Below are 14,385 nucleotides of genomic sequence, written 5' to 3'. Positions count from 1 at the left end.
TCCTAGCTTCCCCAACTACATGCCCCGCTTTTCCCGTTCCGTTCTTTCCTATCTTACCGTTGCCTCGCTGGCCGCGACGAGCTGCCGGGTAGCCGCACCCGATGCGCTGCCCCGGGTAGCCGCCGTGCCGCTGGCCTTCCCGCTGGCTACTATTGCCGATTCGATTACTACTTCCGCCGCTACCGATTCCGCTACGTTTGCCCGGCAGCCCTGGCGCGAACTGTTCAGCGACCCGAACTTGGTTTCGTTGATTGACACGGCGTTGCAGGCTAATCCCGATTTGCGCATCACCTTGCAGCGAATCGAAATAGCCCGGGCCGATTTGCTGCTGCGCCGCGGGGCTCTGCTGCCCCAGGTAGATGGGGTGGTGAGTGCCGGCGTGGAACGTTTCGGCGACTACACGCTTAATGGCGTGGGCAACTACGACACCAACCTGTCGCCCAACGTGGAGGGCAAAAAGCGTATTCCGACGCCCACGCCAGACTTTTTCGTGGGCCTGCGCTCGTCGTGGGAAATTGATTTGTGGGGCAAGCTGCGCCAGCGCCGGCAGGCCGCCTACCTGCGGCTGCTGGCCACCGAGCGGGGCCGCCACCTGGTGCAAACCCAGCTGGTAGCCGAAGTAGCCCGGCAGTATTTCACCCTGCTCAGCTACGACAACGAGCTGCTGGTGCTACGCAAAAACCAGCAGCTGCAGGAGCGCGCCCTCGACATTGTGGGCACGCTTAAACGCGCCGGCCGGGCCAACGAACTGGCCGTGCAGCAGTTCCGGGCCCAGCTGCTGCGCACCCGCGCCCTGGAGGCCGAAACCCAGCAGCGCGTAGCGGCCACCGAAAATGTGCTCAACCGCCTGCTCGGCCGCTACCCCCGCCCCATTGCCCGCACCGTGCCCATTCTGGAGCAGCCGCTGCCCAACCGGATAGCGGCCGGCCTGCCCGCCGCCACCCTGCTGCGCCGCCCCGATGTACGCCAGGCCGAGCTGGAGCTGGTAGCCACCCGCGCCGATGTGTCGGCCGCCCGCGCTGCCTTCCTGCCCTCGTTGCGCCTCACGCCCTACGTGGGCATGAACGCCTACCGGGCCTCGGTGCTGTTCACCACGCCCGGCTCGCTGGCCTACGGGCTGCTGGCCGGCCTCTCGGCCCCGCTCTTCAACCGAGCCGAGCTGCAGGCCGACTACCGCCGCTCGGTAGCCGGCCAGCAGATTGCCTACAGCACCTATCAGAAGGCCATCCAGACGGGCTTCGAGGAAGTAACCACCAACCTGCGCGGCATCGAAAACTACCAGCGCGTGTTCGACTTGCAGCAGGAAGAGGTAGAGGCCCTGCAACAAGCCGTCAGCATCTCCGACGACCTGTTCAAAGCCAATTACGCCACCTACCTCGAAGTCATCAGCGCCCAACGTAACGTACTCGAAGCCGAACTGGAGCTCACCGACACCCGCCGCCAGCAGTTCCTGCTACTCATCGACCTTTACCGCGCCCTCGGCGGCGGCTGGACCCCGGAGGGTTCTTAGTGAGGATGTTACGCCTCCCGTTGCGCCTCACCCCCTAGCCCCCTCTCCGAAAAAGGAGAGGGGGAACTAGAAGTAATTTTTAGTCACTATGACTGCTCTAGATTTAGAATCTAAAAGCTAGTCCCCCTCTCCTTTTTCGGAGAGGGAGCTAGGGGGTGAGGCGCACGTGAGGACGACCTATAACACTTGCTCCACTACCAAACCCCGCAGTCGTCGGTGCCGATGGGGGCACCGTCGGGCATTGTTAGGGCGGGCGCGGGCTCGAACTTAGTGGGGGTTTCTTCGAACTGCCCGATGGTGCGCAGGGCCAGCAGGGCGCTGGCCCGCTGGCTCTCGTTTTTGGCTGACTTCTGGCTTTTTTCCAGCTGGTTTTTCAGCTCTTCCACTTTCAAAGCGGTCATGGCCCGCACGCCCATCGGGGCCGTGGGGGTGGCGGCCAGCGTGAGCAGCTGCCGCAGCGTGAGTTGCTGCACGAGGCGCTGCAGCTCGCCCGCGGAGCCGGTTTCGGGGCGGGCGCGCCAGGTGGCGGCCAGCAGCTTGTCGAGCACGGCGCTCAACCCGGGCTGTTCGGGGTGGCGGGCGTGGTAGTCTTCCAGGCGGGCCGCCCGCTGGGGGTTCAGCAGAAACTCCAGGGTAGTAGACGCCGCCGATTCGGCCGCGCCCAACGCATCGAAGGTGAGGCCGGTGCGGGTCGGGAAGGTTTCGCGGGAGCGGCCGTAATTCACGGGCCGGGGTGGAATCTTGGCCAGCAACTCTTCCGACAGGGCCAACTCGCGGGGTGAAATCGTGCGCAGCAGCGCCTCCACGGCCTTCCACTGCTCGGCGGGCGGCACCAGCTTCGTAATGGTCTGGCCGTCGCCTTTGAGGGCGTAGGTATAGTAGAGGCCGCCAACCTGCTTGGCGGCCGCCTCTACCTGGTAGCGCTGGAGCAGGTAGATAGGTACCAGCACTTCTTCCAGCAACGCCATGGGCTGGCCCGGAGCCAGGGCTTTTTCGGAGAACCGGGCCAGCAGCTGCCGGCGCACGTCGAGCACGCGGTTCAGCTCGTCGGCGGCATTGGCCCCATCGTCCCAGAGGTGGGCCGTGGGGTGGGCGCCACCGGCCGCGCGGGCGTCGGCATCGGCCATAAAGGCGAAACCCTCGGCCAGGGTATGGCGCATAATGCCGGGCAGGGCCGCTTTTTCAGCGGCCGCCGACCCAAAATCCTGGTAGCCGTAGAGAATGGCGCGCTTGTCCCAGCTGCCAATGCCGGCGGCGTAAGCCTGGCTCAGGTCGATGCTGCCGTCGGGGCGCATGAGGATGCGGGGCATGGGATAATCCATCACCGAAGCCCGCTCCTGGGGGCTGGCGGCGTAGTTGTGGTAGAGGCCCAGCGTATGGCCCACCTCGTGGGCGGCCAGTTGGCGCAGGCGGGCCACCGCCATTTGCAGCATGGCCGGATTGGTGGGCTGCCCGTCCTCGTAGGGTTGCAGCAGCCCTTCGGCAATCAGGTAATCCTGGCGCACCCGCAACGAGCCCAGCGACACCTGCCCCTTGATAATTTCGCCGGTGCGCGGGTCCACGATACTCGCCCCGTACGACCAGCCCCGGGTGGAGCGGTGCACCCACTGAATCACGTTGTAGCGGATGTCCATCGGGTCGGCGTCTTCTGGCAGCAGCTTCACCTGGAAAGCGTTGCGGTAGCCGGCCGCCTCGAAGGCTTGGTTCCACCACGCCGCCCCTTCCAGCAGGGCCGAGCGCACGGGTTCGGGCGCGCCCCGGTCGAGGTAGTACACCAGCGGCTGCACCGCCTCACTCACGGCCGCCGCGGGGTTTTGTTTGCGCAGGCGGTGGCGCACCAGCTGGCGCTGCATAAGGGGCTGGTCGATGGGAGTGGCGTAGTCGGCGAATTCGTTGGCGTAGAAGCCGGCGCGCGGGTCGAAGGCGCGGGGCTGGTAGCCACCATCAGGCAGTTGAATGAAGGAGTGGTGCAGGTGCACCGTCAGGGCGCTGGGGTCGGGCGTGACGGAGCTGATTTCGCGGCCTTTGGCTTTGCCTATCAGCGTGACCATAGCCTCAAACTCGACGTTCTGCGGGAAGCCCTTGGTGTTGGGCAGAAACACGGCCGAGCGGCTTTCCTCGGCCTTGTAGCTGCCCTGCTTGAGCTCCTCCAGCTTGTCGTCGAGCTGATGGGAGTCGCGCAGCAGAAAGGGCGTCAGGTCGACCAGCACCCGGTTGCCCTCCCGGGCTTCGGCCTTGAAGCCCCAGATAACGGAGCGGGCAAAGGCCTGTTCCACCGATTTGCGCTCATCAGGGTTGGGGCTCACGGCGCGGAAGTCGTAGTTGGGCTGGAGCAGCAGGATTTTGGGTCCGCTGCGCACGAATTTCACGATGCGCGTCTGCCCAATCTGGCCCCGGTCGAGGCCCAGGTCGTTGGAGCCTACACCGTGGGGCAGGCTGCTGACGTAGAGAATTTCCTGGTCGAGCTTGTCGATTTCGAGCAGAATCCGGCCGGTCTTCTCGTCCCAGTAGAAAGGAAAGAAGCCTTCGAATTTTTTCAGCCCTTTGGTTTTTTCGGCCAGCGTCTGGGCCTTCAGGCCGTGGGCCGCGAGCAGCAGCAGGCTCAGCAGCAATGCGTAAAATTTAGTCACGGGCAGGAAGTGTTTGGGAGATGGCGAGCCGCGGTAAGGTAACTCCAGTTGCAGAGAACGACGTAGGGGCGGGGCTTGTCCCCGCCCGCCGCTGAAACGATATACATCCAACGAATCGGGTTGCTCTCGTTCAACGGCGGGCGGGGACAAGCCCCGCCCCTACGTCGTGCTGCGCTAGCCGGGCTAAACTGTAGCTGGCCCCAACACTCCGCGAACCTCTGCGAGAAAACCCTACCGCACTATTTCCTCAATCCGCGCCAGCTCTTCCGCGCTGAACGCCAGCTGCTTCAGACAGCGCAGCGAGTCGTCGAGTTGCGCGGGGCGGCTGGCCCCGATGAGTACCGATGTTACCCGCTCGTCGCGCAGCACCCAGGCCAGGGCCATCTGGGCCAGGCTCTGGCCGCGCGGTTGGGCCAGTTCATTCAGGGCTTTAATCTGGCGCAGGCGCTCTTCGGTGAGGTGGTTTTCGGTGAGGAAGCCCACACCCTTGGCCACCCGCGAATCGGCGGGGATGCCCTGCAGGTACTTGCCCGTGAGCAGGCCTTGGGCCAGCGGCGAGTACGGAATGCAGCCCACGCCCTCGCGGCCCAGCAAATCAAGCAGGCCATTTTCGGGGCCGCGCTCAAACAGCGAGTATCTGGGCTGATGAATCAGGCAGGGCGTGCCCAGCTCGCGCAGCAGCCGGATGGCCTCGGCGGCTTCGGCGGGCTCGTAGTTGCTGATGCCCACGTACAGCGCCTTGCCCTGGCGCACGGCCTGGGCCAGCGCGCCCATCGTTTCTTCGAGCGGCGTATCGGGGTCAAAACGGTGCGAGTAGAAGATATCGACGTACTCCAGGCGCATCCGTTTCAGGCTTTGGTCGAGGCTGGAAAGCAGGTACTTGCGCGAGCCCCACTCGCCGTAGGGGCCGGCCCACATGTCGTAGCCGGCCTTCGTGGAAATCACCAGCTCGTCGCGGTAGCCCCGGAAATCGTCCTTAAGAATGCGGCCGAAGTTGGTTTCGGCCGAGCCGGGCGGCGGGCCGTAGTTGTTGGCCAAATCGAAGTGCGTAATACCCGAATCGAAGGCCCGGTGCAGGATGGCGCGGAAGTTACTGAGCACGTCCACGTCGCCGAAGTTGTGCCAGAGGCCAAGCGACACAGCCGGCAGTTTCAGCCCGCTACGGCCGCAGCGGCGGTAGGGCATATTGGCGTAGCGGGCGGGGTTGGGGAGGTAGGGCATGGAGCGTCCAAAGGAAAGTATGGCGCAAATATCTGAACAAACCGCCACCTACCCCGCCCATTCCCCCTACCCTTCTACCTTTGCCTAATCCACTACCCTATCCACTCACCCAAACCAGCCCGCTACTATGGCCAACGCCAACGACCCCACCCTGCGCTCCTGGATTGACATTGCCCCCGGCAGCGACTTTCCGATTCAGAACCTGCCCTTCGGCGTGTTTGAAACCCCGGAGCGGGGCCCCCGGCTGGGCGTGGCCATCGGCGAGTACGTGCTCGACCTGTACGCGGTGGCCCAGTTTGGCTATTTCGAGGACCTGGAGCTGGGCAAGAAAATGCCCAAGGTGTTCCGCCGCCGCAGCCTCAACCAGTTTATTGCCCTGGGCCGGCCAGCGTGGCGGGCCGTGCGCCAGCGCCTGAGCGAGCTGCTGCGCCACGACAACCCCGCCCTGCGCGACCAGCAGGAAGCCATGCGCGAGTGCCTGCTGCGCCAGGATGCCGTGCAATTGCTGCGCCCCGTGAAGCCCCAGAATTACACTGACTTCTACTCCAGCATCGAGCACGCAACCAACGTAGGCACCATGTTCCGCGACCCCAACAACGCGCTGCTGCCCAACTGGCGCCACATTCCCATCGGCTACCACGGCCGGGCCAGCTCCATTGTGGTCAGCGGCACCGATATCCGCCGGCCCAATGGCCAGCGCAAGGCTCCCGATGCCGCCGCGCCCACTTTCGGCCCCTGCCAGCAGCTGGACTTTGAGCTGGAAATGGCCTTCGTGGTGGGGCGCTCCACCAAGCTCGGCGACACGCTGCCGGTGCAGAGCGCCGAGGACTACATTTTTGGGCTGATGCTGTTCAACGACTGGAGCGCCCGCGACATTCAGAGCTGGGAATACGTGCCGCTGGGGCCCTTTCTGGGCAAGAGCTTCGGCAGCAGCGTGGCACCCTGGGTAGTGACGCTCGACGCGCTGGAGCCCTTCCGCATGGCCGGGCCGGTGCAGGAGCCTGAGCCGCTGCTGTACCTGCGCCAGACCGGCGAGCACAACTTCGACATCAACCTGGAAGTCACCATTCAGCCCGAAGGCGGCCCCGAAACGGCCGTTTCGTACGCCAATTTCGGCCTTATGTACTGGAGCATGGCCCAGCAGCTGGCCCACCACGCCTCCAACGGCTGCAACCAGCAAGTCGGCGACCTGTATGCCTCGGGTACTATTTCAGGCACCACGCCCGACTCGCTGGGCTCGATGCTGGAGCTAAGCTGGAAGGGCACCCGCCCCGTACCGCTGGCCGACGGCTCGGAGCGCAAGTTTCTGCTCGACGGCGACCGGGTAACCATGCGCGGCTTCGCCGAGAAAGACGGCGTCCGGATTGGTTTCGGTGAGGTAACGGGCAAGGTGCTCCCGGCCGCTGCCGCCACTTTGTAAAGCCCGCCTCCTCCTCTAGCAACAAACAACTCAACGAATCCGGAGGACCACTTAAGCCAGGCACAACGGAGCCGAATCGCCTACCACCCGGTAGAGACGATTCGGCTCCGCTTCGTTTATAGACTCGCCGTTTTTCAGCCGTGCACATTTTCAAGCGCTACCGTAACAACCTTCTGGCAGGGCCTGGGGTAAGTAAATGGGCAAATGCTAGGGCCAGGAGCGGCAGCTGTTTCGCCATTCGTGCTCCCGGCGTTGCCCAGTTTCTCTCTTTCATATCCTTTCCAGAATCCCTATGTTAGCAATGGACTACCGGGGCCCCAAGCGGGTCCGTGCCGTGCAGAAACCTATGCCGGAAATCAGGCATCCCCAGGATGCCATTGTGCGCGTACTGCGCGCCTGCATCTGCGGCTCCGACCTGCACCTCTACAATGGCAACGTGCCCGACACCCGCGTGGGCTCCACGTTTGGCCACGAGTTTGTGGGCGAAATCGTGGATATCGGGGCCGACGTTACCAAGGTGAAGGTGGGCGACCGGGTGATAGTGCCGTTCAATATTGCCTGCGGCGAGTGCCACTTCTGCCGGCAGGAAATGTATGGTAACTGCCAGGAATCCAACACCGAATCGGGGGCAATAGGCGGCATTTACGGCTATTCGCATACCGCTGGCGGCTTCAACGGCGGCCAGGCCGAGTACGCCCGCGTGCCCTACGCCAACGTGGGCCCGGTCATCATCCCGGCCGATATGGACCTGGACGATGCCGTGATGCTCACCGACGTCATCCCCACCGGTTACCAGGGCGCCGAAATGGCCGGCATCCAAACCGGCGACACGGTAGTGGTGTTTGGGGCCGGCCCCATTGGCATTGTGGCCGCCCGCTGCGCCTGGCTGTTTGGCGCGGGCCGGGTTATCATTATCGACAAGGAGGATTACCGCCTCGACTTCGCCCGCAACTACTCGTATTGCGAAGCCTACAATTTTCAGGAAATAGGCGACCCGGTGGTGTTTATCAAGAAAATTACCGACTGGATGGGAGCCGACTGCGTGATTGACGCCGTGGGCGCCGAAGCCGAAGGCAACACGCTGCAAACCATTACCGGCCGCAAGCTGCTGCAGCAGGCCGGTTCGGCCACGGCCCTGCACTGGGCCATCAACGCGGTAAAAAAAGGCGGCGTGGTGTCGATTGTGGGCGTGTACGGCCCGACCGATAACCTGATTCCCATCGGCAACGCCATGAACAAGGGCCTGACGCTGCGAGGCAACCAGACGTCGGTGAAGCGCCTGCTGCCGCGCCTGATTGAGCACGTGCAGAACGGTGTGCTGGACCCCAAGGCGCTGATTACGCACCGCCTGCCGCTGGAGGAAGTGGCTGACGGCTACCGCATGTTCTCCAACAAACTGGACAACTGCATCAAAACCGTGCTCATGCCCCCAACCGCCAACCAATAACCCCGCCTCCCCATGAAAGACAACGCCATAAATACCCCCATCGACCCGAAGACCATTAAGGGCTGGGGCATTGACGCCGACCCCAAAAACGACCCCACCTACCCCATGCGCAAGCGCATGAACGCGGGCGAAGATCCTACTCCCAAGCGCCGCCCCGACAACCTGCAGCCCGTCAACGTCGAGGTGCTCAAGTCGATTGAGCGGCCCAAGGTGTCGGCCGTGTTTGGCACGCCGGCCCCGCCCAGCGGCCTGAGCGGGATGATCCGCCGCCAGGCGTTCAAGTACAGCGAGAACCAGTACAAGCACTGGCTACCGCTGATTGTGGCCGACCGCGTAAACGTGGTGGAAGGCGTGGTAACGGACCTGTTTCAGGGCAAGCTGCCCAACATCTGGGCCGAGAAGGGCTACGGTATGGAGTGGAAGCACAACCGCACGGCCTTCGTTACCAAAATGGCCACTATCGGCGCCGTCACGGCCGGGCTGGTCGTGTGGCTTTCTTCAGGAAAGAAGAAAAAGAAGAGCGAGTTCAAAGCAAAAGACTACCTGAGCCGATTCTAGGCAGGAGCGCACCGGGGGTGTACACCAACCACGCACAGCCCTGAAGCTGGCCCCTTCGCTTCGTATTACGTGGGTTTTCGAAAGAGTGCCGGCCGATTGGTCGGCACTCTTTCTGGTTTGGGAGGTAGCCGGCGGGCAGGGGCCAACAACCAGCCCTGGCGCCCCCAAACGCTATTGCCGGGGCGCTCTGGGTGCCTGGCATCAATGCGTTGGCACCCAGCACTACGCCCCTGCTTTGGCACGAGCTCTTACACTTCTACCAGCTGGCGCGCATGCCCCTGATCAGCAGGAAAACCCAGCGCCCCGACGAACTGCGTAACCCGTTGGCAAAAGCCGCATACGGGCCGAGCATCCGACCATTGTTCGGTTTATATCGTATCTTAAGTATATCAGGTCAGCATGGACGTCTACCGGGTCATCACCCCGGCCCCGGAAGTCTAGTCCCCGCCTCAAAGCGGTTGCCGGTCAGTTACCTAGCCGCCGTTACAGCCCTGCTTTCCTGGTTGCTCTTCTCCCAATTCGTTCTGCGCCCCTGCGCACTCCTTTCTATCGGAAGCCCGTTGCCGGCCGCTTGCTGAGCCCTTTCTGCCTAATTACCTGGCAACCTTTTCTGCACTCTTCCCCCACTTTTTGTTCTCCAGCATTATGGCTTCGCCTTTAATAGTACTGACCGATTTTTATGCCGTTACCAACAGTGCGCTGTCGTATGCTGCCGGGCTGGCATTGCCCCTGCAGGCAGAGCTCGTGCTGCTGCACGCCCGCTACGATGCTTTACTAGCCCCACTCGACGACCCGTCCTACGTGCCCGTCGACGCCCTCGCCACCGAGCAGGCGCTGCAACAGCTGGCCGTCACGCAGCCGGTATCTACTCAGGTCGAAGTATCGGAGCGGGAGTTGCCCGAGGCCGTGCGTACCGCCGTGCGCTCCCACAACCCCCTGCTGTTGGTGCTGGGCCACCCCGGTGGGGCCAATACACCCGTAGAAGTGATGATCAGCACGGCCAAAACATTACTCAGCACCGTACCTTACCCGCTGCTGCTGGTGCCGGCCCTCGCCCAGGAGGCCGTGCCGCCCCGCCGCCTGCTGCTGGCCGTTGACGGGCAACCTTTCGTATTGCACCAGTACCAGGACATAATCCGGCAGCTGCTAAGCGTATCGGGCGGCGGCACGCTAAACATAGTGCGGGTAGCCGACAGCAGCCACCCGCGCCTGGGAGCCGACACCATTCTGGGAACCATAGCCGCCAACGACCTGGCCGATGAGGCGGCCTTTGGCCAGGTTGCCGAAGTGGCTGACCTTTCGGCAGTAGATGGTGTGCTGGCCGAAGCGGACCGACAGCAGGCCGACCTGCTGGTGGTAATAGCCCGCCGCCACAGCCTGCTGGGCAGCCTGTTCCACCACAGCGTCACGGGCCAGTTCATCGAGCGCAGCACCATTCCGGTACTGGTGCTGCCCGCCAAAGACTAGCTTTTATAATCGGCTTCGTAAACTCTTCCTCTGATTTCGTTATGCAGCCCTCCTTTGTTGTCTTCGTCGATCTGTCTGCCGGAGCCGCGCGTGCCGCTCACTACGCGGCCTTGCTGGGCGCGCCGCGGCAGGTGCGGCTGGAGCTGGTCAACGTCTGCCAGGCACCGGTGCTGTCGTCGGAGCTGGCGTTTGTTCCGATGCCCTACGTGGCCCAGTTGCAGGCCGATGACGACGCGGCTCTGCACGAGTTGGCCGAAGGCCTGCCCGCGGCAGCCGGCGCATCGGTGCTGATGGCGCCCCTGGCCGAGGCCGTGCAGCAGGCTATTGCCCGTTTCCGGCCGCTGCTGCTGGCCATGGGCCTGAGCGCCGAGCCGGGCCTGCTGGATCAGTTTCTGCGCAACCAGGCCCTGCCGGTGCTGCGGGCCACCCACCGGCCGTTGCTGCTGGTGCCCGAAGCCGCTTCGCCGCCCGCTATGCCGCGCCACGTGCTGGTAGCCGTCGATGGCGAGCACTTCGCATTGGGGGAAACCGCCCTGGCCCTGGCTCCACTGCTGGCAAGCTGGCAAGCCACTTTTTCGGTGGTGCATATCCGGCCGGCTGTGGGCGGGGCAGCAGAGCAGGCGAGCCAGTATGCGCGGGTTGGCGAACCGCTGCGCGGGCTGCTGCCGACGGCCGCAGCACCGCAGCTCTACGACAACGACGACCCGGCCGCCACCATTCTGCGGGCCCAGGCCGAGCTGCAGGCCGATTTGCTAGTTCTTATTGCGCGGCCCCGCAGCTTTCTGGGCCGGCTGTTCCATCGCAGCATAACGGCGCAGGTTCTGCGCGACTGCCCTGTGCCGGTGTTACTGCTGCCCGCCCATGCCCCGGGCGTGCCCGACTGGATGCCCTCCATGAGCTGATACGCCGCCCGCAGCTGCCCGGCTGCCGACCGCTCACCAATTCCGGTATCTGCGGTTATTGCTGCTTCCTTATGCCTGAATCTGTCCAGCACATCCCGTATGCCCGACGCCACGCGCCCGCGCTAACTGAGCTGCTGGCTGAGCTGACCACGCTGCGCGCCGACATGCTGCGCCTGGCCGATCAGGCCACCGACCAGTTGCAGGCCGTGCACCCGGGCTTCCGGGCCAGCGCCCGCAACCTGCTGCACTACCTGGCCCTGCGCCAGCACGACCGACGCGGCCTGCAGCAACGGCTTGCCGCGCTGGGCCTCTCGTCGCTGGGCCGTGCCGAGGCCCACGCGCTGGCCACCGTCGAATCGGTGCTGGCCATCGTGCAGGCATTGCTGGCACCGACCGCCGCCGGCCCTTCTCCCGAAACCGCCCCCGATTTCGAGGGAGGACCTCGCCTGCTGGCCAAGCATAGCAACGCCTGCCTAGGTCCGGCGCCGGCGGCCCACGACGTTCGAATTATGGTAACCATGCCTGGCGAGGCGGCAGGCAACTACGAGTTGGTGCGCAACCTGCTGCGCGAAGGCATGGACTGTATGCGCATCAACTGCGCCCACGACAACGCCACGGCCTGGGGCCAGATGATTGCCCACCTGCGGCGCGCCGAGCAGGAACTGGGCAAAACCTGCCGGGTGAGCATGGACCTGGCCGGCCCTAAGCTGCGCACCCAGGGCCTGCCGCCCGCGCCGGCCGTGCTGAAGGTGGAGCCCAGGCGCGACGCCATGGGCCGGGTAATAGCCCCCGCCCGCCTTTGGCTGGCAGCCCAGCAGCAGCCGGCCACGGCGGCCACCCTTGTTTTTCCGGCGGCTTGGTTGCAGGGCCTGCGCCCGGGCAACCGCGTATTGTTTGAGGATGCGCGCGGGGCCCGGCGGAAGCTGCACATAGTGCGTACGGAGGCGAACGGGTACTGGGCGGAGTTGCGCAAAACGGCCTACATCACCCCTTCCACCCTTTTTGTTGGGGCTACCGGGGCGCAGGCCAGCCCCCACGTGCTACCCGCCAAGACCTCGTTTCTGCTGCTGCGCCCCAACGACCAACTGCAACTCACCCGCCAGCCCCTCGATGGCCAGCGCAACGAGCCAGCCCCACCCCACTCCGCGCCCGGGCCGGCAGTTATCGGCTGCACGCTGCCCGAAGTGTTCGACTCGGTGAAGCCCGGCGAGCGTATCTGGTTCGACGATGGCAAAATTGGGGGCGTAGTGGAGCGCGTAGATGAGCAGGCGGTGCAGGTACGCATAGTTCAGGCCCGCGCCGAGGGCGACAAGCTGCGCAACGACAAAGGCATCAACCTGCCCGACAGCCAGCTTTCCATTCCGGCCCTGACGGAAACGGATTTGCAGCACCTCGTCTTCATCGCCCAACATGCCGATGCCGTGCAGCTCTCCTTCGTCAATAGCCCCGCGGATATAACGCTGCTGCGTCAGCACCTGCACCGGCTCACCGACCGGGTGCTGCCCATCGTGCTTAAAATTGAAACCCGACGGGCATTCGAGCAGCTGCCCGCCCTGTTGCTGCGCGCTATGCAGGCCGAAAGCTGCGGCGTGATGATTGCCCGCGGCGACTTGGCAGTGGAGTGCGGCTTCGAGCGGCTGGCCGAAGTACAGGAAGAGATACTGTGGCTCTGCGAGGCGGCGCACGTGCCCGTAATCTGGGCCACGCAGGTGCTGGAAAGCCTGGCCAGCGGCGGTATGCCGGCGCGGGCCGAAATTACCGATGCCGCCATGGGCAGCCGGGCCGAGTGCGTTATGCTCAACAAAGGCCCCCGCATTGTAACCGCCGTGCAGACGCTGACCGGCATCCTGGGGCGCATGGAGGCCCACCAAAGCAAGAAGAACACCCTGCTCCGAAGCCTGCACGTAGCCCGCCTGTGGAGCCCGGAGTAACCCAAGGATCAGAATACCGGGTCAGGACGTTTCTCTGCCGCCAGCCCCACCAAACTCACTGGTGAGCTGCAGGGCACCAACTGAGGCCGGGCTCGTGATGAAGCGAATGACCGGGGGCTGCGCTGTTTCAGGCTAGCGTAGGAAGCACCAGCACGGGCACGGTGCTGTGCAGCAGCACTTCCGCCGTCACGCTGTCATGAAACAGCTTCCCCCAGAAACTGCGGGGCCGCGCCAGCACCACTACCAGGTCGGTGTCGCGGGCCAGGGCAGCTTGCAGAATGCCGTCGGCTGGGCGGTCCGCCACTATGCGGCGCAGACCCATAGGGACCGGCAAATCAGTACCCAGGCCCGTGCGCCGCACCGAATCCAGCACCTGCTCCTCCGGAATATGGGTGGCGGCGTCGGGTGCTACATGGAGCACTGTCAGCTCCGCACCCAACAGCTGCAGCAGTTGGCGGATAGCCCCAACATGGGCCCCCAGAGTGAAATCTTCCCCATCGACAGCTAGCAGCACACGCCGGGGCAGCTTGCTGCCAGCCACCGTATGCGGCACAATAAGCATGGGGTATGGTGCCGTGCGCAGCATATCGAGCGCGGTGGTTTGCACCAGTTGGTCGGGCGTGCCCGAGTAGTCGGGCCGGCCCAGCACCACTAGCAGCGGGTGGTGCCGGCTCACGGCATCGGCCACTGCATCGGCCACGCGGCCGTGCCCTATTTCGGCTACCACCGGGATGGCCAGGTTGTCGGCCACCTGGCTCAGGGCCAGGGCCGTGGCTTCCTTGCTCAGGTCCGACAGCTCGCCGGTAAACATTTCCGGGTCGAGCAGCGAGTCGCGGCGCACGTGTAGCAGCACCAGCCGGGCCTGCAACGGACCAGCCAGGCTAGTGGCATAGGCTAGAGCCTGGTCGGCGGCCCGGAAGAAATCGGTGATAATCAGCAGGGAAGGTGTCATAGGACAGGGCTTGAAGCAGGGAAATCGGCGCTGGTAAAGAAACGGGGAACGGCCTGTAAATGATATGAGCCATGTCAGACTGCCGCCTAACTTTCGTCATAGCGCCGACGGGGTTACAGGCACAGGCCACGTCGCGAGGGCAGTGCCGGCCTTATTTTACCCTGACGACGACGAACCCGGCCTGTATAGCTAACCCAAGTTGCGAGGTATAAATAAGGCCAAAAAAAGTCTGTTCGGCGTGAACAGACTAGGTTTGAAGTATTCGACCCCTTCAAGCCCTGCCGACCATGCGCGAACAGACCGTTGCAATGTACTGTGTTCTCGATGATTTGATTCGTTTTACCCGC

The 14,385-nt window shown here is 64.1% G+C and carries 10 protein-coding genes; 7 read left to right on the top strand and 3 right to left on the bottom strand.

Translation table 11 applies throughout. The annotated features are described in order from the left end of the window. The first annotated feature begins 19 nt into the window (after positions 1 to 19). On the top strand, positions 20 to 1,510 hold the full coding sequence (locus D0N36_RS10965) for an efflux transporter outer membrane subunit (protein WP_116941436.1): 1,491 nt from the start codon (positions 20 to 22) through the stop codon (positions 1,508 to 1,510). 194 nt (positions 1,511 to 1,704) lie between these two features. On the opposite strand, the gene D0N36_RS10960 is transcribed toward D0N36_RS10965, so the two are convergent. Continuing rightward, on the bottom strand, positions 1,705 to 4,140 hold the full coding sequence (locus D0N36_RS10960; protein ID WP_242478881.1) for a zinc-dependent metalloprotease: 2,436 nt from the start codon (positions 4,138 to 4,140) through the stop codon (positions 1,705 to 1,707). Positions 4,141 to 4,371: 231 nt separating this feature from the next. Beyond that, a complete protein-coding gene (gene mgrA, locus D0N36_RS10955; RefSeq protein ID WP_116941435.1) occupies positions 4,372 to 5,361 on the bottom strand; it encodes an L-glyceraldehyde 3-phosphate reductase in 990 nt (329 codons plus the stop codon). Positions 5,362 to 5,488: 127 nt separating this feature from the next. On the opposite strand from mgrA, the gene fahA reads away from it, so the two are divergent. From fahA to D0N36_RS10925, 6 genes are all read left to right on the top strand, one after another. Next, positions 5,489 to 6,781, top strand: a complete 1,293-nt coding sequence (fahA, locus tag D0N36_RS10950) for a fumarylacetoacetase (RefSeq protein WP_190242630.1) — start codon at positions 5,489 to 5,491, stop codon at positions 6,779 to 6,781. 292 nt (positions 6,782 to 7,073) lie between these two features. Continuing rightward, positions 7,074 to 8,228: a zinc-dependent alcohol dehydrogenase gene (locus D0N36_RS10945; protein WP_116941434.1), complete on the top strand. Its 1,155-nt coding sequence runs from the start codon at positions 7,074 to 7,076 to the stop codon at positions 8,226 to 8,228. Positions 8,229 to 8,240: 12 nt separating this feature from the next. After that, on the top strand, positions 8,241 to 8,786 hold the full coding sequence (locus D0N36_RS10940; protein WP_116941433.1) for a hypothetical protein: 546 nt from the start codon (positions 8,241 to 8,243) through the stop codon (positions 8,784 to 8,786). A 645-nt stretch (positions 8,787 to 9,431) separates the two neighbouring features. Continuing rightward, positions 9,432 to 10,253, top strand: coding sequence for a universal stress protein (locus tag D0N36_RS10935; RefSeq protein WP_147320836.1), 822 nt, complete (start codon positions 9,432 to 9,434; stop codon positions 10,251 to 10,253). 41 nt (positions 10,254 to 10,294) lie between these two features. Next, complete coding sequence (locus D0N36_RS10930) at positions 10,295 to 11,155, top strand: universal stress protein (protein WP_116941431.1); 861 nt, start codon at positions 10,295 to 10,297, stop codon at positions 11,153 to 11,155. A 71-nt stretch (positions 11,156 to 11,226) separates the two neighbouring features. After that, positions 11,227 to 13,086: a pyruvate kinase gene (locus D0N36_RS10925; protein WP_116941430.1), complete on the top strand. Its 1,860-nt coding sequence runs from the start codon at positions 11,227 to 11,229 to the stop codon at positions 13,084 to 13,086. A gap of 127 nt (positions 13,087 to 13,213) precedes the next feature. On the opposite strand, the gene D0N36_RS10920 is transcribed toward D0N36_RS10925, so the two are convergent. Continuing rightward, on the bottom strand, positions 13,214 to 14,038 hold the full coding sequence (locus tag D0N36_RS10920) for a universal stress protein (RefSeq protein WP_116941429.1): 825 nt from the start codon (positions 14,036 to 14,038) through the stop codon (positions 13,214 to 13,216). Between the last annotated feature and the right edge of the window lie 347 nt (positions 14,039 to 14,385).

It is taken from the genome of Hymenobacter lapidiphilus, from assembly GCF_003417065.2.
Lineage (GTDB): Bacteria > Bacteroidota > Bacteroidia > Cytophagales > Hymenobacteraceae > Hymenobacter.
This window is presented reverse-complemented; position numbering and strand designations above follow the sequence as displayed.